The 24,119-nt window shown below is 71.3% G+C and carries 22 protein-coding genes; 12 read left to right on the top strand and 10 right to left on the bottom strand.

From position 1 onward, the window contains the following. Positions 1 to 55 precede the first annotated feature (55 nt). Positions 56 to 1,447 carry a MocR-like transcription factor YczR gene (yczR, locus tag BLW84_RS10785; RefSeq protein ID WP_177226400.1) on the bottom strand — a complete coding sequence of 464 codons (1,392 nt, stop codon included), beginning with the start codon at positions 1,445 to 1,447 and terminating at the stop codon, positions 56 to 58. Between the two features lie 92 nt (positions 1,448 to 1,539). Between yczR and yczE the strand changes: the two genes are divergently transcribed. After that, on the top strand, positions 1,540 to 2,214 hold the full coding sequence (gene yczE / locus BLW84_RS10780) for a membrane protein YczE (RefSeq protein ID WP_245761062.1): 675 nt from the start codon (positions 1,540 to 1,542) through the stop codon (positions 2,212 to 2,214). A 58-nt stretch (positions 2,215 to 2,272) separates the two neighbouring features. On the opposite strand, the gene BLW84_RS10775 is transcribed toward yczE, so the two are convergent. The 3 genes from BLW84_RS10775 to BLW84_RS10765 form a co-directional block, all read right to left on the bottom strand. After that, positions 2,273 to 3,604 carry an MFS transporter gene (locus BLW84_RS10775; protein WP_093264454.1) on the bottom strand — a complete coding sequence of 444 codons (1,332 nt, stop codon included), beginning with the start codon at positions 3,602 to 3,604 and terminating at the stop codon, positions 2,273 to 2,275. A gap of 279 nt (positions 3,605 to 3,883) precedes the next feature. Next, positions 3,884 to 4,372, bottom strand: coding sequence for a DoxX family protein (locus tag BLW84_RS10770; RefSeq protein WP_093264859.1), 489 nt, complete (start codon positions 4,370 to 4,372; stop codon positions 3,884 to 3,886). A 140-nt stretch (positions 4,373 to 4,512) separates the two neighbouring features. Then, a complete protein-coding gene (locus BLW84_RS10765) occupies positions 4,513 to 5,154 on the bottom strand; it encodes a TetR/AcrR family transcriptional regulator (RefSeq protein WP_245761061.1) in 642 nt (213 codons plus the stop codon). Between the two features lie 125 nt (positions 5,155 to 5,279). Here BLW84_RS10765 and BLW84_RS10760 point away from each other — a divergent pair, with 125 nt between their 5' ends. Next, positions 5,280 to 6,788 carry a CocE/NonD family hydrolase gene (locus tag BLW84_RS10760; protein WP_093264452.1) on the top strand — a complete coding sequence of 503 codons (1,509 nt, stop codon included), beginning with the start codon at positions 5,280 to 5,282 and terminating at the stop codon, positions 6,786 to 6,788. Between the two features lie 219 nt (positions 6,789 to 7,007). Here the strand turns inward: BLW84_RS10760 and BLW84_RS10755 are convergent, their stop codons facing one another. Then, a complete protein-coding gene (locus BLW84_RS10755) occupies positions 7,008 to 7,826 on the bottom strand; it encodes a universal stress protein (protein ID WP_093264449.1) in 819 nt (272 codons plus the stop codon). Positions 7,827 to 7,986: 160 nt separating this feature from the next. On the opposite strand from BLW84_RS10755, the gene BLW84_RS10750 reads away from it, so the two are divergent. Continuing rightward, positions 7,987 to 9,303 carry a nicotinate phosphoribosyltransferase gene (locus tag BLW84_RS10750; protein ID WP_093264446.1) on the top strand — a complete coding sequence of 439 codons (1,317 nt, stop codon included), beginning with the start codon at positions 7,987 to 7,989 and terminating at the stop codon, positions 9,301 to 9,303. A 3-nt stretch (positions 9,304 to 9,306) separates the two neighbouring features. Here BLW84_RS10750 and BLW84_RS10745 read toward each other — a convergent pair whose 3' ends face one another. From BLW84_RS10745 to tatA, 3 genes are all read right to left on the bottom strand, one after another. Continuing rightward, the gene (locus BLW84_RS10745) at positions 9,307 to 10,479 is read right to left on the bottom strand and encodes a site-2 protease family protein (RefSeq protein ID WP_342743137.1); all 1,173 of its coding nucleotides are present in this window, start codon (positions 10,477 to 10,479) and stop codon (positions 9,307 to 9,309) included. A gap of 118 nt (positions 10,480 to 10,597) precedes the next feature. Then, positions 10,598 to 10,804, bottom strand: coding sequence for a hypothetical protein (locus tag BLW84_RS10740; RefSeq protein WP_218157276.1), 207 nt, complete (start codon positions 10,802 to 10,804; stop codon positions 10,598 to 10,600). A 385-nt stretch (positions 10,805 to 11,189) separates the two neighbouring features. Continuing rightward, positions 11,190 to 11,435, bottom strand: a complete 246-nt coding sequence (gene tatA, locus BLW84_RS10735) for a Sec-independent protein translocase subunit TatA (protein ID WP_093264442.1) — start codon at positions 11,433 to 11,435, stop codon at positions 11,190 to 11,192. 452 nt (positions 11,436 to 11,887) lie between these two features. Here tatA and BLW84_RS10730 point away from each other — a divergent pair, with 452 nt between their 5' ends. The 6 genes from BLW84_RS10730 (at position 11,888) to ypfJ (ending at position 18,112) form a co-directional block, all read left to right on the top strand. Further along, entirely contained in the window at positions 11,888 to 13,369 is a 1,482-nt protein-coding gene (locus tag BLW84_RS10730) for an LCP family protein (RefSeq protein ID WP_093264440.1), read from the top strand. A gap of 52 nt (positions 13,370 to 13,421) precedes the next feature. Beyond that, complete coding sequence (locus BLW84_RS10725; protein ID WP_093264437.1) at positions 13,422 to 13,790, top strand: twin-arginine translocase TatA/TatE family subunit; 369 nt, start codon at positions 13,422 to 13,424, stop codon at positions 13,788 to 13,790. Positions 13,791 to 13,924: 134 nt separating this feature from the next. Then, positions 13,925 to 14,911 carry a Bug family tripartite tricarboxylate transporter substrate binding protein gene (locus BLW84_RS10720; RefSeq protein WP_093264855.1) on the top strand — a complete coding sequence of 329 codons (987 nt, stop codon included), beginning with the start codon at positions 13,925 to 13,927 and terminating at the stop codon, positions 14,909 to 14,911. Beyond that, entirely contained in the window at positions 14,908 to 15,447 is a 540-nt protein-coding gene (locus BLW84_RS10715; RefSeq protein ID WP_093264435.1) for a tripartite tricarboxylate transporter TctB family protein, read from the top strand. The genes BLW84_RS10720 and BLW84_RS10715 overlap by 4 nt, the downstream gene beginning before the upstream one ends. Positions 15,448 to 15,450: 3 nt before the next feature. Beyond that, positions 15,451 to 16,968 carry a tripartite tricarboxylate transporter permease gene (locus tag BLW84_RS10710; protein ID WP_093264432.1) on the top strand — a complete coding sequence of 506 codons (1,518 nt, stop codon included), beginning with the start codon at positions 15,451 to 15,453 and terminating at the stop codon, positions 16,966 to 16,968. 217 nt (positions 16,969 to 17,185) lie between these two features. Continuing rightward, positions 17,186 to 18,112, top strand: a complete 927-nt coding sequence (gene ypfJ, locus BLW84_RS10705) for a KPN_02809 family neutral zinc metallopeptidase (RefSeq protein ID WP_093264430.1) — start codon at positions 17,186 to 17,188, stop codon at positions 18,110 to 18,112. 66 nt (positions 18,113 to 18,178) lie between these two features. On the opposite strand, the gene BLW84_RS10700 is transcribed toward ypfJ, so the two are convergent. Then, positions 18,179 to 18,442, bottom strand: coding sequence for a GlsB/YeaQ/YmgE family stress response membrane protein (locus BLW84_RS10700; RefSeq protein ID WP_093264426.1), 264 nt, complete (start codon positions 18,440 to 18,442; stop codon positions 18,179 to 18,181). Positions 18,443 to 18,662: 220 nt separating this feature from the next. Between BLW84_RS10700 and BLW84_RS10695 the strand changes: the two genes are divergently transcribed. From BLW84_RS10695 to BLW84_RS10685, 3 genes are all read left to right on the top strand, one after another. Next, positions 18,663 to 20,936: a translocation/assembly module TamB domain-containing protein gene (locus tag BLW84_RS10695; RefSeq protein ID WP_093264854.1), complete on the top strand. Its 2,274-nt coding sequence runs from the start codon at positions 18,663 to 18,665 to the stop codon at positions 20,934 to 20,936. A gap of 80 nt (positions 20,937 to 21,016) precedes the next feature. Continuing rightward, entirely contained in the window at positions 21,017 to 22,681 is a 1,665-nt protein-coding gene (locus BLW84_RS10690) for a bifunctional metallophosphatase/5'-nucleotidase (protein WP_245761084.1), read from the top strand. A gap of 189 nt (positions 22,682 to 22,870) precedes the next feature. After that, positions 22,871 to 23,707, top strand: coding sequence for a VOC family protein (locus BLW84_RS10685; RefSeq protein ID WP_093264420.1), 837 nt, complete (start codon positions 22,871 to 22,873; stop codon positions 23,705 to 23,707). A gap of 7 nt (positions 23,708 to 23,714) precedes the next feature. Here the strand turns inward: BLW84_RS10685 and BLW84_RS10680 are convergent, their stop codons facing one another. Then, positions 23,715 to 23,984, bottom strand: a complete 270-nt coding sequence (locus BLW84_RS10680; RefSeq protein WP_093264418.1) for a GlsB/YeaQ/YmgE family stress response membrane protein — start codon at positions 23,982 to 23,984, stop codon at positions 23,715 to 23,717. Positions 23,985 to 24,119: the final 135 nt, after the last annotated feature.

Here is a 24,119-nt window from a genome sequence, read left to right as displayed (position 1 = left end):
AGGCACCGGGCGACTCGGGATGCACCGGGCGTAGCTTTCTGAAACGGCCTTCGAGTCAGGCGAGTGCGGCCGGTGGTGTGTTGGCGCGTCGTCCGGCTTGCACGGCCGCGAAAGCCTCGGCGATGCCGTCGATTCCCGCCGTCATCGCCGCGGCGTCCAGCGAGTAGGGCAGCCGCACGAAGCGCTCGAACGCGCCGCCGATCCCGAACCGCGGCCCGGCCGCCAGGCGCACGCCGAACTCCGGGGCCACGGCGGCCAGCGCCGAGCTCACCGGCTGGGGGAGCCGCGCCCACACCGACAACCCGCCCGCGGACGGGCCGGCCGTCCAGTCGCGCAGGCGCGCGGCCAGCAGGCCCAGCAGCAGGCCGCGGCGCTGTCGGAGGTCGGCCAGCCGGTCCGGCAGGAGCCGGTCGATCTCGCCCAGCAGCTCGGCGCACGCGAGCTGTTCCACCACCGGCGTGCCGAGATCGATCCCGGCCCGCGCCTGCCCGAGCCGCTGGACGAGATCGACGTCGGCCCGGATCCACCCGACCCGCAGACCGCCCCAGAAGGTCTTGGCCGCCGAGCCGATCGAGACGACGCCGGTGTGGTGCGCGGCCAGCGGAACCGGCGGATCGACGTCGAGGGCGAGCTCCGCCATCGTCTCGTCGACCACCACCGGGCAGCCCGGCCGCAGCTCCGCCCGGTCCCGCTCGGGCAGGCAGAGGCCGGTCGGGTTGTGGAAGTCCGGCAGGAGGTAGGCCATCGCGGCGCCGCGGGTGGCCGCCGACAGGCTCTCGACGTCCCACCCGGTGTCGGTGACCGCGACCGGGACGATCCGGCAGCCGGCGGTGCGGAGGACCTGCAGCGCGTGTGGATAGGTGGGGTGGTCGACGACGACCCGGTCGCGGGGCCGCAGCAGCGTGCGCGCGATCAGCCCGAGGGCGTGCTGGGCGCCGCTGGTGATCAGGATCTGGTCCGGGGTCGTCGCCAGCCCGCGGTCGGCGTACCGCCGGGCGACGGCGGTGCGCAGCTCGGTCAGCCCGAGCTGCGAGTAGCCGTGGCGCGGCAGGTGGCGGGGGAGCTGGTCCAGCGCCCGGAGGTACGCCCGGTGCAGGGCCTCGCCGGGAGCGGGCGGTGCCGCGTGGGAGAGGTCGATCAGGTCCCGGCCGGTGGTGTCCGGCTCCGGTCGGCTCCCGCCCGGCGGAACGCGGGTCCGGCTGCGCGAGCGGGCGCGGGCGCTGAGATATCCCTGCTCGCGCAGGGCGGCGTAGGCCGTCGACACCGTGGTGCGGCTGATCCCGAGCACCGCGGCCAGATCCCGCTCGCCGGGCATCGTGGTGGCCAGCGGCAGCCGGCCGTCGAGGATCAGCAGGCGGATCAGGTCGGCGAGCCGTCGATGCGCGGGTCCCGGGCCGGCGGACCAGTCGCCCAGCAGCCGGGCGAGCGCGTGGCTGCTCGTGTGCATGAGGCCAGAGTCTACGATCTGGCCCTTTCATCCAATGCCAGACGGCGAGCACGATCGTCGGTGTTGATCCCGAACCGACGTTGAGGACACCCGTGGCTTCGATCTCGCAACAGAACAGCCGCCGCCATTCGGTGACGCGCCGGATGACGGCCGCCGAGCAGCTCCGCGCCGAGAAGAAAGCCTGGCGGTTCCCGCAACTGATCGTGGGACTGGTCGGGTACGGCACGTCCCTCACGTTCCTGGTCCAGTCGTCGCTGGGGGCGTCGAGCTGGAGCGTGCTGGCGGAGGGCATCTCGCTGCGCTCGGGGATGACGTTCGGCTGGGCGACGAACCTGACGGCCGTCGCCGTGCTGCTCTGCTGGATCCCGCTCCGGGAACTGCCGGGGGTCGGCACCTTCCTGAACGTCGTCCTGGTCGGAACGTCCGCGGACGTCGCGGCGTCCTTCGTGCCGATGCCCGCCTCGCTGCCGCAGCAGCTCGGCTACTTCGTCCTCGGACTGCTGATGCTGACCTTCTTCGACGCCGTCTACCTGGGTGCCAGGTTCGGCTCGGGGCCGCGGGACGGGCTGATGACCGGCGCGGTGCGCATCACCGGCAGGCCGATCTGGATGGTCCGCACCGGGATCGAGGTGGTCGTCCTGGCCGCCGGGTGGATCCTGGGCGGCACGGTCGGCTTCGGCACGCTGCTGATCGCGTTCTGCATGGGCCCGATGGTGCAGAGCTTCCTGCGCTTCACGACCGTTCGCCTCGCCGGCGACCACGATTGACCACAGTGGACAAGCAGACGGACCCGGGAGCAACCGGGTCCGTCTGCTGTGGATGTTCCTACTGTTGTGCGAGCGCGTCCGCCGGGGCGTCGATCCGGCGGAGCGAGCGCTCCTTCGTTTCCGGCAGCAGCAGGCCGCAGGCGATGCTCAGCACGCCGTAGACCCCGAGCATCACGCCGATGGCGTTGCTGCCGTACGCCGCGACCAGGCCCGCGGCGAGGACGGGTGGCACACCGCCGCCGATGATGGTCGCGACGTTGTAGCTCATGCCCGCCGCGGTGTAGCGGTGTCCGGTGGCGAACAGCTCCGCCAGGTAGGCGGCCGCTGGGCCGAGGACGATCCCGCCCCCGATCATCAGCAGGCACAGGCCGATCCCGACGAGCGCGGTGTTCGCGGTGTCGATGACCGGGAAGACGATCAGCCCGCAGACGAGGGTGACCACGTTCCCGACGAGGACCACCCGGCGCCTGCCGAACCGGTCCGACGCGGCCGCCCCGGCCGCCGTGGCGGCGGCCAGCACGATCCCGCCCACGACACCGAGCGCAAGCATGGTCGGGCGCGGGATCGCCAGGACCGTGCTGCCGTAGGTGGTGAGGTAGACGGTGCCCATGTAGTTCAGCGCGAACGCCGCGGCCACGGTGCCCCCGGCGAGCAGGATCAGCCGGGTGTCGCGGCCGAACGCGGCGCGCAGCGGCGCGGCGTCCTGGATCCGGCGTTCCCGTTCGGCGTGCAGCTCGCGGAAGACCGGGGTCTCCTCGATCCGCAGCCGCACGTAGAGGCCGATGCCGACGAGCAGGGCGCTGAGCAGGAACGGGAGTCGCCAGCCCCAGGCCAGGAACGCGTCCGGGCTCAGCGCCAGCTCGACCGCCAGGAAGGTCGCGCTGCTCAGGCCGAAGGCCGTGCCGGGGCCGAGCTGCGGGAACATCCCGAAGCGGCCGTGCTTGCCGGGCGGGGCGTACTCCACCGCCAGCAGGGCCGCGCCGCCCCATTCGCCGCCCACGGCGACGCCTTGCAGGAACCGCAGGACCATGAGGATGATCGGCGCGGCGATCCCGAGCGTCGCCGAGCCCGGCAGCACGCCGATGGCCACGGTCGAAAGCCCCATCAGTAACAGTGTGTAGACCAGGGTCCGCTTGCGCCCCAACCGGTCTCCGAGGTGGCCGAACAGGGCGGAGCCTAGCGGCCGGGCGACGAAGGCCACCGCGACCGAGGCGAGCGAGGCGATCGTGCCCGCCGCGGTGCCCAGCGCGGGGAAGAAGACCTTGGGGAACACCAGCGCGGCGGCGGTGCCGTAGATGAAGAAGTCGTAGAACTCGATCGTGGTGCCGGCGAAGGAAGCGAGCGCGATCCGGCGCGTCGGTAACGCGGCTTCGCCGTCGTGGGGTGTCATCGGCAGTCCTCACGTGTCGGGATGGCAACGGGGCCGGAACAAGATCATCGCCGGTCGCCCCGGAGGAGCTCAAGCCGGAGTGCGTCGGCGCACCCGCTCGAGACCCTGCCGGGCCATCCTGCACCAGAGGTGCGACAGGCCACGCCGCGACCGCGCACTCAGGTCGTCGAAAAGCCGCCTCCGGTGACTGAACGCGCCTGGACCTTCCCAATTTCGCCTGAAATTGGAGGATTTCCGGTCGGTGGAAGTCACGGGTCGATCACGAGAACTTCGGCTGGGCTAGGGAGTTCCGGTGTCACCGGGGCTTGTTCGGCGTGGTGCCGTCAGGACGGCGTCCAGGGAGAACGCTCCCGCGCCGACGATCAGCAGGAACACCGAGCCGAACAGCTGAGCCCACTCCACCCGCGACTCGTGCATGTAGCTCCAGAATCCCTGGTGGGTGAGGATGGTGACCTTCGTCAGGATCTGCGCGCCCAGCATGTCGACGATCATCGGGATGGCCGCCAGGCGGGTCAGCAGGCCGACGATGAGCAGCGCGCCGCACGCGATCTCGAACACGCCGTCGAGGTAGGCGAAGAACTCCGGTGCCGGTAGCGGAGTCTTGGCGAAACGACCGGGCCCCAGCTCGCCGGGGAACAGGAACTTCTGCACCCCTTCGGTCAGGAAGATCCAGCCCACCACGAACCGGATCAGCACGACGGACTTCGGTGCGGTGGTGCCCAGCAATCGCATCCGCAACGTCGCGGTCGCCGGTGGCGTCGACGTCATGCGAACAGTGTCGCGCGGTCGGACTTCGCCTGCGAGATCGAACAAATCCCCCCTTTTCAGTCAGGGGTGATTCGCATCCTCGGCTTTCGCAGTCAGGCTGCGGCGTCTGCTTTCGGGTCGGGGGGACTATGTGGACACGGTCACTGGTGCGTGGTGCGCGATGGGGAGGTCAGGTAGGCCACGGCCATCTCGGTGGTCTCGTCGGCCCAGTCGGTCCAGGTCAACCCATCCGGCCAGGACTGGCAGGTGGCGGCCCGGTGCACGCACGAGCTGGTGATGGTGCGGGCGGCCACCCGCAGGGCCAGCCCGCGGTCCGCCCTGCGGATGTCGTCCCCGTACGGCTTGGCGGCCTCGACGAGGGCGTCCTGGATGACCGCGAGTGCCTGCAGGCCGCGCTCGACCCCTTCCGCGCGTTGGCCGCTGAGCAGGTCGGGGAAGATCCGGTCGTGGTGGGAGAACGTGCGCGCCATCGCGTGGGTGAACGCGGCGATCACGCCGTCCAGTCTGGACTCTGCTGACCGGAGTGCCTCCGCGACACCGGTTTCCAGCTGGCCGAGCAGCCGGTCCTTGACCGCGTGGAGCAGTTGCTCCTTGCCGGTGAACCGCCGGTAGATCGCGCCAACGGACACGCCGGCCCGCTCGGCGACCGCTGCGACCGTGAACTCTTCGATGCCGCCGGTGGCCAGCACGTGCTCGGCGGCGGCCAGCACCTTCTGCAGGGACATCCGGCTGCGGGCTTGCTGCGGAGGGCGGAAGGCGGGGTCGGCGTGCTGCTGGCTCACCGGTCTGACGTTACTGCCCGCCGAGGGGTGGGTGGCCGACGCCCAGATGTGAACGATAATTTGCGTTCACATATTGCGGGAGGCGCCGTCGCCCGGCGGCGGCGCACAACAAGAGGGGGATACCCATGCGAATCGACCGCGACGTGACTGTCCCGACCAGAGACGACACATCGATCGTCATCGACGTGTTCCGGCCCGACAGCGAGCAACCGGTGCCCGTGATCGCTTCGATGAGCCCCTATGGCAAGGACGTGCACTGGCCGGAGCGCTACCCGATGTACGAGCTCGTCGACCAGGGCGACCACATGGTGTGGGAGACGCCGAACCCGGAGTGGTGGACCGAACGCGGGTACGCCGTCGTCCGCGCCGACGCGCGCGGCACCGGCAAGTCCGCCGGTCGCCTCGACGTCTTCAGCTGCAAGGACGCCGAAGACTTCTACGACGTCATCGAATGGTGCGGCGTGCAGCCGTGGTCGACCGGCAAGGTCGCCAGCAGCGGCATCTCCTGGTACGCGATGATGGGTTGGCACGTCGCCGCGCTCCAGCCGCCGCACCTGGCCGCGGTCGTCGCCTGGGAAGGCTGCACCGACTTCTACCGCGACTGGGGCCGCCAGGGCGGCATCTACACCAACGCCACCGAGAGTTGGTGGCAGCGGCAGATTCTCCCGCAGCTGGGCGGCGACGATCACGCCAGCATGCCCAACGACCTCAGATCGCACGAGCTGCTCGACGACTGGTACCGCGAGCGAACCGTCGACCTCGCCCAAGTGCGGGTGCCTGTGCTGTCGGCGGGGAACTGGGGCTCGATCCACCTGCACCTGCGCGGCAACGTCGAAGGGTGGCTCGACGCCGCCTCCGAGCATAAGTGGCTCGTGGTCCACGTCGGCTCCCACATCGACCCCTACTACGCGGACTGGGCCAAGGACCTCCAGTTGCGGTTCCTGCAACGCTTCCTCGGCGGCGACGAGACCGCGATGGACGGCGTCCCACCCGTCCGGCTCGCGATCCGCCGCGGCCACGATGTCGAATGGCGCGACGAACAGAACTGGCCGCTTCCCCGCACCCGATGGCGCCGGCTCTACCTGGGGCAGAAGGAACTCGGCTGGCACCAGCCCGCCGAGGACCGGACGCCGTACCCGGCCACCTTCGACTTCACCGCCACCGAACGGCTGGAACTCACCGGCCCGCTCGCCCTGCGGCTGTGGGTCTCGTGCACCGCCGACGACCTGGACGTCTTCGTCCAGCTCGAACAGTACGACGTCGACGGCCGGCGCATCCCCGCGATCGGTCCCGGCGGGGCGGCCACACCGGTGCCGATGGGCATCGGCTGGCTGCGCGCCTCCCACCGCAAACTTGACCCCGAGCGCACCCTTCCGCACCGCCCGTGGCACAGCCACGACGAGATCCAGCCCCTCGAACCCGGCGTGCCGACCCTGCTCGAAGTGGAGATCTGGCCCACCTCCATCACACTCGAACCCGGGCAACGCCTTCAACTGCGCGTCCAAGCCGACGACGACAACATGGGACTGCTCGCCCACGACGACCCGGACGACCGCAAGGGCGGACACGGTGCCACCATCCACCTCGGCGGCGACCACGCCTCGCACCTGTACGTTCCGGTCATCCCCGACTGACACGGCAAACCGTGGTGTGCCAACGCCGAACGGCCACGACCTCGGACGATGCCGTAGCCGCAGAACGTGGCCAGTAGCGCGGCAGAGCATCATCGTCCAGCGCACGCTCATGCCGCCGAGAGCGCCTCTCCGGGCATCGTGAAGACCTCGGAACATCGAACACGTGGCGACCAGAGTGCGAAAGTCGAGTTCACGTCGACCTGCGGCTATCCACTGTGGTCAGCGGGGGACCACCGCGACCGGGCACGGCGCGTGGTGGAGGACGCCCCTGGCCACCGAACCCAGCCGCAGCGCGGTGAAACCTCCGCGCCCGCGCTGGCCGACCACCAGCAGCTGCGCGTGCTGGGCGGCTTCGCACAGGGCCGTCACCGGCGGGACGTTCGACACGATCCGCCGCACCGCGACCTCCGGGTAGGCGTCGCTCCAGGCCGACACCTGCTCGGCGAGGCGCAGTTCGGCCTGGGTGAACAGCGTGTCGCGGTCCGCGCCGTCGTGGGGGCCGGGGGTGAAGTAGGTGTTCGGCAGCGCCTGCACGGCGACCAGTTCGCTGCTCCGCCGGTTGGCGGCGTCGAAGGCGTAGTGCAGGGCCGTCCGGCTGCCCGGTGAGTCGTCGACCCCGACGACGACCGGGCCGGACTTCGCCGGGCCCACACCGCGCACCACGACGACCGGCGACGTGGCGTGCGCGGCCACGGCAGCGCTGATCGAACCGAGCAGCGCGCCACGGAGGGCGCCGTGCCCGTGGGAACCCACCACCAGCAGCCGGGCGGATTCCGACCGGTGCACCAGCTCCGCGGCGGGATGGCCGTAGGCGACCTCGTCGACGATGTCCAGCTCGCCGGTGGCGTGCCGGCAGCGGGCATCGATGTCGTGGACCAGCTCCTTGGCGTAGGGCTCCCGCGTGGGATCGTCGCTGACCAGCACGAGCCGCAGCGGAACCGACAGCCGAACGGCTTCCGCGGCCGCCCAGAGCGCCGCCCGCGCCGATGCGCCGGAGCCGTCCACTCCGACTACGACGGACTGTTCTTCTCGCGCCATGCTCCGCGCTCCCACGAGGTTCCTGCGCGACCGTGCCAACCGGGACGGGTGTGCCGCTAGGGCCGATCGGCCTTACCGGCGCGTACGGGAGCGGTGACCATCTCCTCTGGCCGGGCGGCGCGGTGAGCGCGATCGTCGGGCCGGGGAGGCGACCGCGGCGATGACGGGTCTGTGCACCGATCTCTACGAGATCAGGATGGCGGCCGGCTATCTGCGCCGGGGCATGACGTTGCCCGCGACGTTCAGCCTGTTCGTGCGGGAACTGCCACGCGAGCGCGGATTCCTGGTCGCTGCGGGGCTCGCCGATTGCCTGGACTTCCTGGAACGGCTGCACTTCGCCGCCGAAGACCTCGACTACCTCGGCGACGTCGTGCACCTGCCGGAAGGCGATCTGGCCGCACTGGCGGAACTGCGCTTCACCGGCGACGTGCTGGCCGTTCCCGAAGGCCGGGTGGTCTTCGCCGGTGAACCCCTCCTGGAGGTCACGGCACCACTGCCGCAGGCGCAGCTGGCGGAGACGGCTCTGCTGAACTTCGCTACGTTCCAGACGGCGGTGGCGGCCAAGGCGGCCCGCTGCCGGATCGCCGCTCCGCACGCGGACCTGGTCGACTTCGCCGCCCGCCGCACCCATGGACTGGAGGCGGCCCGGGCCGTCGCTCGTGCCTCGGCCATCACCGGGTTCGCGGGCACCAGCTACGTCGCCGCCGCACGCGAATTCGGGCTGTTGGCCGCCGGGACGATGGCGCACTCCTACGTCGAAGCGTTCCCCGACGAGCGCACCGCGTTCCGCGCGTTCGCCGCCGATTTCCCTGATGCGGCAGTGTTCCTGGTCGACACCTACGACACCCTGCGCGGCGTCCGCGCGGCGATCGACGTAGCCCGGGAGTTGCCCGCCGGCAGCAGCATCGGGATCCGCCTGGATTCCGGCGACCTAGGCGAGCTGGCGCTGCAGGCGCGACGGCTGCTGGACGACGCGGGCTTCCCCGATGCCCGGATCATGGCCAGCGGCGGGCTTGATGAACACGCGCTCGCCGAGCTCGCCGCCGCACCGATCGACATGTTCGGCGTGGGCACCAGGATGGGCGTTTCCGCCGACGCTCCGTCCCTGGACAGCGCGTACAAGCTGGTCGAATGCGGCGGGACGCCGGTGATGAAGTTGTCCACGGGCAAGCTGACCGCGCCCGGGGCGAAACAGGTCTACCGCGGCGAGCCCGGACAGCCCGACCTGCTCGCACTGCGCACCGAGGAACCGCCCGCGGGCCGTGAACCGCTGCTGGAGCCCGCCATGCGCGGCGGCGCGCGGGTGGAACTGCCGGAGCCGGTCCAGGCGGCGCAGCGTCGGTTCGAGCACGACCTGCGGTGGCTGCCCGAACCGGCCCGCCGGCTCATCGGCCCGGAGCCGGTCGAGGTGCACGCGACGCCGATGCTGCTGCGGTGCGCCGAATCCGTCCGGCAGCGCCTGGAACAGGCGTTGTGAGCGTCAGCGCGGCCGGCCGGGATACCACCAGTTCGGCGGCGGGGCCTGCCGGTTCGCTTCGCGCTCCACCAGCGCGGGCAGGATGACGTGGACGCCGCGCGCCGCGACGGCGCGGTCGATGTCCGACGGCGCGACGATGCCCACCAGCCGGCCGTCGTCGAAGACCAGGACGTGCCCGTCGGTGGATTCCGACAGCCGGGGCAGGACCGCCGCCAGCGGTTCGTCCGGTGCCGCGGTGGGCACGCGGTCCATCGGGCAGGCGGCGTCGCGCAGCGTGGCAGGCGGCTGACCGCGGGCGGTCAGCGAGTAGATGCGGCGGAGGAAGACCAGCCCGTCGACCCCGCCGTCCGCGCGCACCACGGGGAAGCTGGCGTGCGCGGGGCGGCGGCCCAGGAACTCGCCGGTCGTCGAACGGCCGTCGACGGTCTCGACCGGATGCGACATCACATCCCGCATCCGCACCCCGGACAGCGCCATCCCCGCGCGGGCCTGGCGCTCCTCGGCGAGGGCGATGCTCGCGATGAAGAGCCCCAGCAGGATCCACCACATGCCCTCGGGACCCTGCAGGATCGACTGCGCGAATCCGGCGGCGACCAGCAGGCCGCCGAGCCCGAGCCCGGCGCGGGCCGACCACGCGGCCGCCTCGAACCGATCGCCGCGCCACCGCCACAGCGCGGCGCGCAGCACGCGGCCGCCGTCCAGCGGAGCGGCCGGAACGAGGTTGAACACCGCCAGCACGAGGTTCAGCACCGCCAGGTAGGTCAGCACGCCCACGACGAGGCCGCTCGCGCCCACCCGGGCCGCGCCCCAGGCCAGCACCCCGAAGGCCGCGCCCGCCACGGCGCTGATGGCGGGCCCGACGATCGATATGCGCAGGTCGGCGCCCGGACTGCGCGCCTCGTCCCGCAGCCGGGCGATCCCGCCCAGCAGCCACAGCGTGATGCCCTCGACCACGACACCGTTGCGGCGGGCCACGATCGCGTGCGCGAGCTCGTGCACCAGCACCGAACCGACCAGGAGGACCGCGGCGACCAGCCCGGCCAGCGCGTAGCCGAGGGCGGAGTGCCCGGGGAACGCCAGCGGCAGCTGGTAGCCCGCGAGCCCGGCGGCGACCAGCACGACGATGCCGAGCACGCTCCAGTGCAGCCCGATGCGCACCCCAGCCACTCGTCCCATCGGGACCGTTCCGCGCATGATCGCACCCCTGCCGGATCGCGTCTCATCCCCAGTGTGCGCCCGCTGAGGTCGCGCGGTGGGAGGCGGATTTCCGCGCCGCGGGGCCGGGTGCGACGAGCTAGGGGCGGCGGCCCCAGGCGGAGATCAACGGCGAGGTCGCCAGGTCGGGCCGCCGGCCGGCCGCCAGGTTGGCGAGGTGCTCGTCGATCTCCTCGCGGGTGGCCAGCCCGGCGGCGATCAACCGGTCGGCCACCTGCTCGACGGTCGCGCGCTCCAGCACCGTGCAGGCCGGGCCGGTGATCGGGAAGAACCCGTCCGCGCCCACCTCGGCCAGGCCTTCGGCGCGGAGGAGCCGGGGAAGCGGCGCCCGTAACCGAGGTCGGCCTGCCGGTGCGCCATCAGCGAGCGGAACCCCTCGCCATCCCGCCCTCACGCGGAGCGGCGGTTTCGCGCGAAATCGCCATCGTGTCCCCACCGGAGCGCTGGTTTCGCGCGAAAACGGCGGCCGCGTTCCGGGCGGTCGCGTCTCGTGCGCCCCTGAGGGCATCGTCGGGGACGGTGCGCCGATGTCGCGATCAGCGCGGTTCTGCGCGTGCCGATGTAGGCGATCGACGGGCACTGCCGGGCTTTTGCGGATGTGACCGGGGCCCGACGCAGCGAGGCCCCGGTCGCCGTGGGCGGCCGGGGCCTGCGGCTCTTGCGCGGGGCCGTCAGGTCTTCGGGTCGTCGCGCTGCTTGTCTTCGACCTGTTGCGGGCCGCGCTTGCCGGCGGCCGGCTTGTCCTGGTCGCGCTCGGCGGCGGCCTTCTCGTCGTCCTTCAGGCCGCGCGCTTCGGCTTTGAGCACGCGGGCGGACTGGCCGAGCGAACGGGCCATCTGCGGCAGCTTCGCCGATCCGAACAGCAGCAGGACCGCGGCGAGCACGATCAGCCAGTGCCAGGCACTGAGCGTACCCATGAGCATGTTTCCATTCGTCGTCGTGGTCACCCGGGCCCCACGACATCGACGTCGTCCGGTGCGGGAGTCCGTGGTGTGCTGTCTCCTGCGGGACCAGGAGACCCGTCGTTTCCCAACGCGTCGGAGTATACGCCGTCCCGGCGCCTCCCCGGTCGCCCGCCCGATTCCTGACCAGGACGAATCAACTTCGGTGCGAACCGGTCGAACACGTGGTGGCGGCCTGGAATCCAGGTGAACACCCGGCATCGAAATGTCTACTGTGGATGATCATCCTGCGGGTTCGCGCGGGCGCCGGTGAACGTCGACTTCGGACCGGAACCGCCGCGGCGCCGGGTAGTCTGGCCGGGGCGGCAGGAGTGGAGGAGGTCCAGGTGGCGTTCGGTGGCGGTCCCGCATCTCGTCGAGACCCGGAGCCATCGGCCCGGCGAACACCGCACCCGGCGGATCCCACGATGCCGATCCCGGCCGTGCCGTCCGCAGTGCCTGGGCGAGGACGCGGCCGGTGGCGAGCGGGAGCCCGCACCGCGATTGCGTTCGTCTCCGCCGTGGCGTTCATCGCCACCGGCTTTGCCTGGGTCACCTTCGGCCGGTTGCAGGAGGGCCTGTCGACCAGCGACGTCACCTCCGGCGCCGGGCCGGACGGGGCGATCGACGTCCTCCTGGTGGGGCTGGACGGCCGCACCGATGCGCAGGGCAACCCGCTGCCGGAGGAGGTCCTGCGCGAACTGCGGACCGGAGACAGCGGCTCCAGCCTGACCGACACCCTGATCCTGCTGCACATCCCGGAGGACCGGTCCCGCGCGGTGGCCTACTCGCTGCCCCGCGACTCGTACGTGTCGATCCCGGACGGCTTCGGCCGGCACAAGATCAATTCGGCGTACGGCAGGGGCAAGGCCGAGGCGCGGAAGGAGCTGCAGGCCCAGGGCGTGACCGATCCGGCGGAGTTGGAGCGCCGGTCCAACGACGCGGGCCGCAAGCTGCTGGTGCGCACGGTCGAGCAGCTCACCGGGATGAGCATCGACCACTACGCCGAGGTCAACCTGCTCGGCTTCTACCAGCTCACGGAGGCGATCGGCGGGGTGGAGGTGTGCCTGAACGCGGCCGTCGACGACCCGTACTCCGGCGCGCGCTTCCCGGCCGGGCGGCAGACCATCTCCGGCGGGGACGCGCTGGCCTTCGTCCGGCAGCGGCACGGCCTGCCGCGCAGCGACTTCGACCGGGTCCAGCGGCAGCAGGCATTCATGGCCAGCCTCGCCCGGCAGGTGCTGTCCGCCGGGACGCTGGCCAACCCGGCCAAGCTGGCCGACATGTTCGACTCGGTCCAGCAGTCCGTGGTCATCGACCAGGGCTGGGACCTGCTGGCCTTCGCGCAGCAGATGCAGGGCCTGGCCGGGGGAAACATCACCTTCGACACCATCCCGGTCGAGGATCCCGAGTACGACACCCCGAGCGACGGGCAGGCCGTCAAGGTCGACCCGCGCAAGGTGCAGCTGACCATCCAGCGGCTCAACGCGGGCCTGCCCGCCGAGCCGCCCCGCCCGAAGAGCCTGGACACCAGCATCGTCGACGTGCTCAACGGCTCGGGCGTCAGCGGGCTGGCGTCCCGCGTCCAGGATGAGCTGGACTCCGAGGAGATCCCGGTCGGCGACATCGGCAACATCGCCGCGGCGGCGGCCTCCCGCGTGCTCTACACCCCGGGCAACGACGAAGCCGCCCGGTTCGTGGCCGAGCACCTGGGCGGGCTTCCCGTGCAAGCCGATCCGAAGCTGCACAGCGGGCGGATCCAGGTGCTGCTGGGCGCCGACTACGAGGGGCCGGGGGCGCAGAATCTCGGCCCGGCCCCGGCCCTGCGGCTGGACGGCACCGCGCGCCAGGCCCCCGCGACGCCGGGTGGCGACGCCATCACCGCAGGTGGCGTACCTTGCGTGAACTGATCCGACGCGGGTGTACGGTGGCCGGGATGACGCTCTCGCGGAGAAGCCCGGCATGAGCCTGGAACACCTCGCCGTCCTGCTCGTCGTCGGCCTGTTCATCCTGGGGCCGGAGAGATTGCCCCAGGCCGTCGAGTGGTGGGCGCGAACCATGCGGCAGGTCCGCGGATACGCCGCGGACGCGCAGACGCAGCTCCGCTCGGAACTCGGCGACGACTACCGCGGCATCCAGGAACCGCTGGAGCAGCTGCGCGAACCCCTGCGGCAGCTCAACGACCTGCGTAACCTCGACCCGCGGCGCGCGGTCGCGAACTACCTGCTCGACGACCCGCGTCCGAAGACCGCACCCGCCGCGATTTCCGCGCCGCAGCAACGATTCCCGCGCCCCGGCGAGACGCCGCCCTTCGACGTCGAGGCCACCTGAGAACCGTCACCTGCGGGAACGGTGACAGAACTTCCACAACTTCCGATAGGTGCTAAAGAGAGACACCGCGCGGCTCCGTGCGGCACCATCACCCACCACCCGGTCCGGGAGACCGGTGTCACAGTGAGGTGATGATGCGGAAGTTGAAAGTGGTCCTGGCGGTGCTGGGCGCGGCACTGCTGGTGTTGCTGGTGCCACCACTGGTCAGCTCGGGCGGCGATGCCCCGGGTTCGCAGATCCGCGGCCTGCGGGTCATGGTGCCCAACACGCCGGGTGGTGGTTACGACATCACGGCGCGCACCGCGGTCAAGGCGATCGAGGACACCGGGCTGAACGGGCCTACCGAGGTGTTCAACCTGCCCGGCGCGGGCGGCACGGTCGGGCTGGGCAGGCTGGTCAACGAGTCGGGCAACGGCGCGATGGTGATGTCGATGGGCCTGGGCGTGGTGGGCTCGGTCTACACCAACCACTCGCCGGTGTCGCTGCAGAACACCACGCCGATCGCGAAGCTGACCGAGGAATCCGACGTCATCGTCGTGGCCAAGGACTCCCCGTACCAGAACATCGCGCAGCTGATCGCGGCGTGGAAGGCCAACCCCGGCGCGGTTCCGGTCGGTGGCGGCTCGTCGCCCGGCGGCCCGGACCACCTGGCGCCGATGCTGACCGCGAAGGCCATCGGCCTGTCCGCGAAGCAGGTCAACTACGTGCCGTTCGACGGCGGCGGCGAGCTGATGGCCTCCGTGCTCGGCAGCAAGGTCGCCTTCGGCGTCTCCGGCATCGGCGAGACTCGCGACCAGATCGCGGCCGGCGAGCTGCGGGCGCTGGCGGTTACCAGCCCGGAGCGGGTGCCGGGCATCGACGCACCGACCCTGCGGGAGTCCGGTGTGGACGTCAGCTTCACCAACTGGCGGGGCGTCGTCGCGCCCCCGGACATCACCGACCAGGAGCGGGAGAAGCTGATCTCGCTGTTCACCAAGCTGCACGCCAGCGAGCAGTGGCAGCAGGCGATGAAGCTCAACGGGTGGTCCGACGCCTTCCAGACCGGCGATGCCTTCGGCGCGTTCCTGGCGTCCGAGAACGACCGCGTCGCGTCGGTGCTGAAGGAGTTGGGGGCGGCATGAGTTCCACTGTGGACAAGAAGGAGTCGCCGGCGGAGCCGGTGCGCGAGGGCTGGTGGCGCTCGCACTCCGAGCTCGGCATCTGCGTGCTGCTGCTCGCGGTGGGCGCGCTCGTGCTCGTCGACGCGGCCCTGATCCCGACCGATTTCGCGCAGCGCGGCCCGGTCGGGCCGAAGGCGGTGCCGATCGTGGTCGGTTCGCTGCTGGTGCTGGTGTCGTTGCTGCTGGCGCGGGACGTCCTGCGCGGCGGCCGCGGCGAGGCCGAGGCCGGCGAGGACGTCGACCTCGACGCGCCGACCGACTGGCGCACGCTGCTGTTGCTGTCCGGATTCTTCCTGCTCAACGCGGCGCTGATCAACATCATCGGGTTCCCGGCCTCGGCCGCGATCATGTTCTGGGGTGCGGCCTACGCGCTGGGTAGCCGCAACCTGGTGCGGGACCCGCTCATCGCGGCCGCCATCTCGGTGCTGACGTGGCTGGCGTTCAACGAACTGCTCGGCGTTCCGCTGCCCGGTGGCCCGCTGATGGGGGTGCTGTAACCGATGGACCTGACGAACCTCCTGGGCGGTTTCGCCACCGCCCTGACCCCGCAGCACCTGCTGTTCGCCGCGATCGGCGTGGTGCTGGGCACCGCCGTCGGCGTGCTGCCGGGCATCGGCCCGGCGATGGCGGTGGCCCTGCTGCTGCCGGTGACCTACACGTTGGATCCCACCGGCGCGTTCATCATGTTCGCCGGCATCTACTTCGGCGGCATGTTCGGCGGATCTACCACATCGATCCTGCTCAACACCCCCGGCGAGAGCGCCGCGGTGGTGGTGGCCATCGAAGGCAACAAGATGGCCAAGAACGGCCGGGGCGCGCAGGCGCTGGCCGCGGCGGCCGTCGGCCACTTCGTCGGCGGCCTGGTCGGCCTCATCCTGCTGGTGCTGCTGGCACCGGTCATCGCGGGCTACGCGGTCGACATCGGCGCGCCGGACTACTTCGCGTTCATGGTGCTGGCGTTCGTGGCGACCTCGACGGTGCTGGGCAGCTCGCGGATCCGCGGCTTCGCCTCGCTGCTGATCGGGTTGACCATCGGGCTGGTCGGGCTCGACCAGATGAGCGGGCAGGCCCGGCTGACGTTCGGCTCGCTGCAGCTGGTCGACGGCATCGACGTGGTGCTCGTCGCGGTCGGCCTCTTCGCGGTCGGCGAGTCGCTGTGGGTCGCCGCGCACCTGCGCCACGCCCAGGAGAAGCCGATCCCGGTCGGCCGGCCGTGGATGTCCCGGCAGGACCTCGGGCGGGCGTGGAAGCCCTGGCTGCGCGGCCCGCTGATCGGTTTCCCGTTCGGCGCGATCCCGGTCGGCGGCGCCGAGGTGCCGACCTTCCTGTCCTACACCGTCGAGCGACAGCTGGGCCGGCGCAAGGGCACGTGGGGCACCAAGGGCGCGATCGAGGGCGTCGCCGGCCCGGAGGCCACCTCGACGTCCAGCGCGGCGGGCACCATGGTCACGATGCTCACCCTCGGCCTGCCGACCACCTCGGTGGCCGCGGTGATGCTGGCGGCGTTCCAGCAGTACGGCATCCAGCCCGGTCCGCTGCTGTTCCAGCGCGAATCGGAGCTGGTGTGGGCGCTGATCGCGAGCATGTTCGTCGGCCTGGCGCTGCTACTGGTGGTCAACCTGCCGCTGGCGCCGGTGTGGGCGAAGCTGCTGCAGATCCCGCGGCCGTACCTGTACGCGGGCATCCTGTTCTTCGCCAGCGTCGGTGCGTACGCGATCGGCGGCGAGGCGATGGATCTGGTGCTGCTGTTCATCATCGGGGCGATCGGCTTCGCGATGCGCCGCTTCGGCCTGCCGGTGCTGCCGGCGATCATCGGCGTCATCCTGGGCCCGACCGCGGAGCTGCAGATGCGCCGAGCGCTGCAGATCAGCGACGGTGACCTGACGGGCCTGGTGAACTCGCCGCTGGCGATCGTGGTCTACGTGATCATCGCGATCCTGCTCACGTACCCGCTGTGGAGCCGCCTCGTCCGTCGCACGCCGAAACCGGCGGAGCCGGCGGACCGGGTCGACGCCTGACCCATCCGGATGAAGGGCACCTGTGGGCGGAACACCCGCCCGCAGGTGCCCTTTCGCGTCGCGGCCCGTCGCCGTCAGTAGTGCGCGGTTGGCGCGGATTGTCCGCTCTGGGGGGATTTTCCCGTCGTGGTGCGCGTTTTCGGCTGCCAGGGCGGGCCGGATATCTTGGTCCGTGGCCGCTTCGCGGCCGTTGGTGCGGAGGTCCCGGGAGGGCGTAGTGCAGTTCAACGACGACGCGGAGCTGGATGCCTCGCAGGTCGAGGACGTCGGTGGTTCCGGCGGCGGGATCGGCGGTGGCACCATCGCCGTCGGCGGCGGGGGACTGGCGCTCGTGGGGATCGTGCTCTACTTCCTGCTCGGCAACTTCACCGGCGGTGGTGGCCAGGTGCAGTTGCCGCTGAGCCTCGACCAGCTGCCCGTCGGCCAGCAGGCGGACGACCAGCGCCTGGCGCAGGAATGCCGGACCGGCGCGGACGCCAACAGGCGCGACGAGTGCGCGCTGGTCGCGTCGATCAACTCCATCCAGGGCTACTGGGGCGACCAGTTCCAGCGCTCGGGTCAGAAGTACCAGGCCGCGCCGACGAAGTTCTTCCGCGGCGCGGTGAACACCGCCTGCGGCGGCGCCACCTCCGACGTCGGCCCGTTCTACTGCCCGGCCGACGCGGACGTCTACATCGACCTGGACTTCTTCAAGGAGCTCCAGACCCGGTTCGGCGCCCAGGGCGGGCGTTTCGTGGAGGCCTACGTGCTGGCCCACGAGTACGGCCACCACGTGCAGAACCTGCTCGGCACGAACTCGAAGGTGGATCCCCGGCAGACCGGCCCGACCTCGGGCGCCGTGCGCCTGGAGCTGCAGGCCGATTGCTACGCCGGGGTGTGGGCCAACCACGCCACGACGGTGCCCACGCGCTCCGGGAAACCGCTGATCCAGGAGATCTCCGCGGACGACGTCCGCCGCGCCCTGGACGCCGCCGGGCGGATCGGCGACGACTACATCCAGGCGCGCCTCGGCGGCGGCCGGGTCGACGAGAGCAAGTTCACCCACGGCAGCTCGGCGCAGCGGGAGAAGTGGTTCACCACGGGCCTGCGGACCGGGAACCCGAACGCCTGCAACACCTTCGACCCGAAGGTGAACCTGGGCTGATCGACGCCGGACCCTGAGCTGCGGCGCGGTGGCGACCCCTGCGGGCGCCGCCGCGCCGCAGCGTTGTCAGCTCCGGGCCTTGCCGAAGATCAGGCGGTAGCCGACGAGCAGGATGAGCGCTCCCAGCACCGCCAGGCCCCAGGTGCGCAGGTCGAAGAACGTGCCGAGCTCGACGTGGAAGAGGGTCTTGCCGACCCAGCCGCCCACGAAGGCGCCCGCGACGCCGAGCAGGATCGTGACGATGCAGCCGCCCGGGTCCCGGCCTGGCATGAGCGCCTTGGCGATACCGCCCGCGATCAGTCCCAGCACGATCCAGCTGATGATGCCCATCGGCGTCCTCCCTGACGTTTCGTTCTACGGCGGCCGCAGCATTACAGATCGCCGGATCGGGGTCCGCCCCCCGATCGGTCCGTCGTGATGTTGATCTCAGGAATCCACGCGATCCACTGTGGACGCGATGCGGCGTCCGGCCGAATGTCGCGTCGTCGCGGTGGCCGATCGGCTACGGTGCGTGTGGATCACTTGGTTCGACAGCGATGGAGAGCACGCCGTGCCGGGCAGACCGTGGGACAACGGTGGACCGCAGACCGCCGCCGAGCGGCGCTTCGACGAGCTGCTCAGGCCCAGCAGGGCGCCGGCGCAGCCCGCCGACCAGCCCGCGCCGGGCGAGGGCAACGGCCAGTTCGCGCCCGCGGAGCGGGTGATCCGCGGCGAGTACTTCACCCGGCGGCTGATCGACTCGCTGGAGGAGGGTGGCTGGCGGCTGTTCAACCGGCGCGGCGCCCAGCCGCTGGTGATCGCGGTCGAGAACGCGCTGATCACCGGCCGGGTCGAGCTGCGCAACGCCGACCTGCCCTATCTGCTGGAATTCGTCGGCTGCCGGTTCGAGACGGCCCCTGACCTGCGGCAGGCCCGGCTGGCCGGGCTGGTGATGTGGAACTGCCGGTTCCCGGGGCTCAACGCGCGCAACCTCTCCGTCAGCAACGACACCGCGCTCCGCCGGTGCCGGAGCATCGGCGGCGTCGTGGACCTGGCCGACGCCGATCTCGGCGGATCGCTGCTGCTCAACGACAGCGAACTGCGCAATCCCGGGCGGCGCGCGATCTACGGCGACCGGCTCAAGGTCTCCGGCGCGCTGCTGGGCATCCGCCTGCAGGTCGCGGGCGAGATCCGCATCCCGGGGGCGCAGGTGGGCGGGAACCTGACGCTCTCCGGCGGGACCCTGCGCAACCGCGGGCGCAACGCCCTCAACGCCACCGGCATCCAGATCGGCGGCTCGCTGCGGTTCGACGTCGACCGCAACACCGGCCGGGCGTTCACCGCGGCCGGCCGGCTGCTGCTGCCGAGCGCGCGCATCGCAGGCGACCTGCGGCTGCGGGACGCGTTGCTCGAACCGGGCGTTCAGCCGCCGCACCGCGGCGACTCCCAGCACGACGACCCGGCCGCCACCCTGGTCGCCGACCGCGCCGACATCCGCGGCGACATCCAGCTCGACCAGGGCTTCCGCAGCGGCGGAACCCTCCGGCTGGTCAGCACCACCGTCGGCGGCAACCTGCGGATGGCGGGCGCGCAGATCGATCTGCGCTGGCTGCGCTCGCCCGCCGCTTCGGTGGAGCAGCCGCTGCGCGCGGCGCACCTCGACGGCACGCAGATCTTCGGCAACCTCGACGCCCGCAACATCGTCGTGCGAGGCCAGTTCCGGATGACCGACGTCACGGTCAACGGCAGCATCCAGTTCAACAACGCGAAGCTGGTGGGACCGCGCACCGACGTCCTGCGGGCCAGCCGGGTGGTGGTGGGCAGCAACCTGGAATGCCGCGAGGCCGAGGTCGTCGGATCGTTGCAGTTGCAGGGCGTGCGGGTCGGCGCGAACGTCGACCTTCGGTCGGCGCAGCTGACCAAACCCGCCTGGCACCAGCACCGCAAGGGCTACAAGGCGTCGCTGGACCTGCGCGCGGCCCGGATCGAACGCGACCTGGTGTGCGCGGAGGGCTCGCGGACGTTCCACGCCGAGGGTGCGGTGGAGCTGCGCTGGGCCACGATCGGCCGGCACCTCAACTTCTGGGGCTGCGAGCTCGGTGACGGGTTCTCCCCGGCGGCGTTCAACGCCTTCGGCGTGGTGGCGCAGGAGCTGACGCTGCTCCCGCGCAGCGCGCCGCAGGGACGGATCACGTTGCGGCAGGCGCAGTGCGAGCTGCTCGCCGACAACGCCGTGCTCTGGTCGGCCAGGGGTGGGCTCGACTTCGAGGACTTCGGTTACGAGAACTTCTCCGAGTCCTTCGAGCTCACCGACCAGGACCGGGTGCAGGAGCGGCTCGGCTGGCTGCGGGCCACCGCCGGCGGCGCCTACCAGCCGGGCCCGTACGACCAGATCGCCAGGGTGTTCCGGGCCAACGGCCTGGAAGAGCACGCCGTCACGGCGCTCATCGAGAAGCAGCGCCACCGCTACGCGGCGACCAGCGCCACCACCCGGCCCGGGCTGCGGTGGACGGTTCGGCTGTGGAGCTTGCTGCAGCGGATCACCGTCGGCTACGGCTACCGCCCGCTGCGGGCGCTGGCCTGGATGCTGCTGTTCGCGACCGCCGGCACGGCCTGGTTCGCCTTCCACCCGCTGATCCCGATCAACGAGCAGGATCACCCGGTGTGGAACCCGCTGCTGTACACATTGGACCAAATGGTGCCGGTGGTGACCCTCGGCCAGGACGACATGTGGCAGGCCCGCGGCGTTTCGCAGTGGGTGACGGTCGTCCTCGTGGCCGTCGGCTGGACGCTGGCGACGACCGTCGCGGCGGGCATCAGCAGGGGCCTGCACCGGGAACGCTGACCGGCGGACCGGACGACGGCCGCCGGAGGAGCAGGAAACCGGAGGAAAGTCCAGTGAAACGATATCGGGTTGGCCGCCGCATCGCGGCGATCGGGACGGCGGCGCTGGTCGCTGCGGCGTTGCCGGTGTCGGCGAGCGCCCAGCCGGGGCCCACCACCGAGGTCCGGCTGATCGCGTTCAACGACCTGCACGGCAACCTGGAGCCGCCGGCCGGTTCGTCCGGGAAGGTGACGTTGCCCGACGGCGGCACGGTCGACGCCGGTGGCGCCGCGTTCCTGGCCACCCACGTCGCCCGGCTGCGCGCCGAGAAGAGCGACTCGCTGGTGCTCTCGGCGGGCGACAACATCGGCGCGTCGCCGGTGAACTCGGCGCTGTTCCACGACGAGCCGACCGTCGAGTTCCTCAACGAGATCGGGGTCGCCGCGGCGGTCGTCGGCAACCACGAGTTCGACGAGGGCTACACCGAGCTCCAGCGCATCCAGTCCGGCGGCTGCCACCCGGCCGACGGGTGCCGGTTCCGCGATTCCTTTGACGGGGCGGACTTCCCGTATCTCGGCGCGAACGTCGCCTTCGACGACGGCCGGCCCGCGCTGGCGCCGTTCAGCGTCGAAAGCGTCGGCGGGGTGCGGATCGGCATCATCGGCGTGACGCTGGAGGACCTGCCGGCGATGGTCACGCCCGAGGCCATCAAGGGCCTGGAGTTCGGCGACGAGGTCGAGGCCATCAACCGCACGGCGGACCTGCTGGAAAGCGCCGGGGTGAAGGCCCAGGTGGTGCTGCTGCACCAGGGCGACAACACCGAGGGCGGCGGCCCGGACGACTGCCGGGTGACGCCGGGGCCGGCGACGGAGATCGCCACCAACGCCTCGCCGAAGGTCGACCTGGTCTTCACCGGGCACAGCCACCAGCAGTACAACTGCGTGATCGACGACCCGGCTGGCAACCCGCGCACCGTGCTGCAGGGCGGCTCGTACGGCCGGCTGCTGTCGGTGGCGGACCTGACCATCGACCGGTGGACCAAGGACGTCGTGCGACCGGCGACGAAGGCGCACAACGAGATCGTCACCCGCGACGTGCCGCCGGACCCCGCCGCGCAGAAGCTGATCGACGAGGCGGCCGGGAAGGCCAGGCCCATCGCGAACCGCCAGGTCGGCACGATCACCGCGGATCTGCTGCGGGAGCCCGTGCCTTCCGGCGAGTCCGCGCTCGGCGACGTGCTCGCCGACGCGCAGTTGGAGGCCACCGCCGGCAACGGCGCGCAGGTGGCGATCACCAACCCGGGCGGTATCCGGACGGACCTGGTGCACGCCTCCTCGCCGGAGGACGAGGGCGACGGGGTGGTCACCTACGGCGAGGCCTACGCGGTGCAGCCCTTCGGCAACGTCATGCAGACGATGACGCTGACCGGGGCGCAGCTGAAGAACGTCCTCGAACAGCAGTGGCAGCCGAACGCGACGCGGATCCTGCAGGTCTCCTCGACGCTGCGCTACACCTACTCCGCGTCCGCACCCGTCGGTTCGAAGGTCTCCGACATCACCATCGCGGGCCGGCCGGTCGACCCGAACGCGCCCTACCGGGTGTCGGTGAACAACTTCCTCGCCTCCGGCGGTGACGGGTTCACCGAGTTCGCCGCGGGCACGGAAATCGCCGGTGGGCCGGTGGACCTCGACGCGCTCGTCGGCTACCTGGGCGCGCACGCCGGGCTGGCGCCGCCGCCGGCGGATCGCATCGCGGTCGCCCCGTAACGCCGCTCGCGGGGCCCGCGCACCGCGGGCCCCGCGGGAGTCGTTCGGGGGCAACGCGTTTCGGCCCCAGATGCCCGAAATTTCCGGCTGCTTGGCCGGATCGTGATCTCAGCCGACCCGTCGCCGCGCGAACCGGCGCGATAATGGGTGTTTGATGATCATGTGCCGACCACTGGGGGTGGGCCTGCCGTGGGAACCCGATCGGACGCGCCGGGCGAAGAACTCCGCGCCGGGACGCCGTGCTGGATCGAGCTGATCACCACCAACGTCGACAAGGCCTGCGAGTTCTACTCCGGGCTGTTCGGCTGGGAGTACGAGACGCACCGCGATCCGCGGGCCGGGCTGCACGTGATCGCCCTGCAGGAGGGCTTCCCGGTGGCCAGCATCCGCGAATCCGCCGACGGCCGCTCGCAGTGGCGGTTGTTCCTCGCCACCGAGAACAGCTCGGCCACCGCCGCCGCTGCCGGGCGGCTGGGCGCGCAGATCATCGTGCCGCGCAGCCGGGTGCCGGAGCTGGGCGTGAAGCTGGTGCTCTCCAGCCCCGCGGACGACGAGTTCGGGCTGCTGGAGCCCGACGAGTCCTGGCAGTTCGACGTCGGCCTGCCGGGCACCCTGGTGTGGGCGGAGCTGGTGACCATCAAGGCCCAGACCGCGGACCACTTCTACGGCGAGCTGTTCGGCTACACCGCGGAGCAGTTCGGCACGGAACACCGCACCGGGTATGCGGTCTGGTACCTCGACGACGAGTCGATGCTCGCCCGCGTCAGCATGATCCGCGAGCACATGAGCGCCGAAGCCCGGCCGCACTGGCTGCTGTACCTCGGCGTCGACGAAGCCGTCGGAACCGACGAGGTGGTGCACCGGGCGGTCGCGCTGGACGGGCGGATCCGGGTCGATCCCTACGATTCGAGCCTCGGCCGCGTTGCCGTGCTGCGGGATCCGACCGGCGCGCGCTTCGCGCTGGTCGATCCCAGCCAGGCCAGCGAGTACGGCTCCGCGGGCAACGACGACCCCTACGACGACTGAGACCGGGTCAGCGGTTGAGGCGCTTGCGCCCGGTGACCTTGTTGTAGACGACCAGGACGATGACGGCGCCGATGATCGAGCCGATCCACCCGGCGGGCTGGAAGCCGCGGAAACCGACGGTGAGCAGGCCGAACAGGAAGCCGCCGACGACCGATCCGGCGACGCCGATCACGATCGTCATCAGCAGGCCGATGTCGTCCTTGCCCGGCACCACGGCGCGGGCGATGAAGCCCGCGATGAGCCCGAACACGATCCACCCGATGATCGTCCAAAACATCGCACTCACCCCAACGTCGGTGGTCCATCTCTGCGGGATCAACGCTACCGGATGGCGCAACCACGAGGCGCCGCCGCGGCCGCCGACTGTCCTGTTGCGACAGTGGTGATCCCGCGCGCGTCCGGCGATTTCCCA

Source organism: Saccharopolyspora shandongensis (genome assembly GCF_900106995.1).
Taxonomy (GTDB): domain Bacteria; phylum Actinomycetota; class Actinomycetes; order Mycobacteriales; family Pseudonocardiaceae; genus Saccharopolyspora; species Saccharopolyspora shandongensis.
Note: the sequence above shows the minus strand (reverse complement) of the source record. Positions and strands in the feature narration are given on the sequence as shown.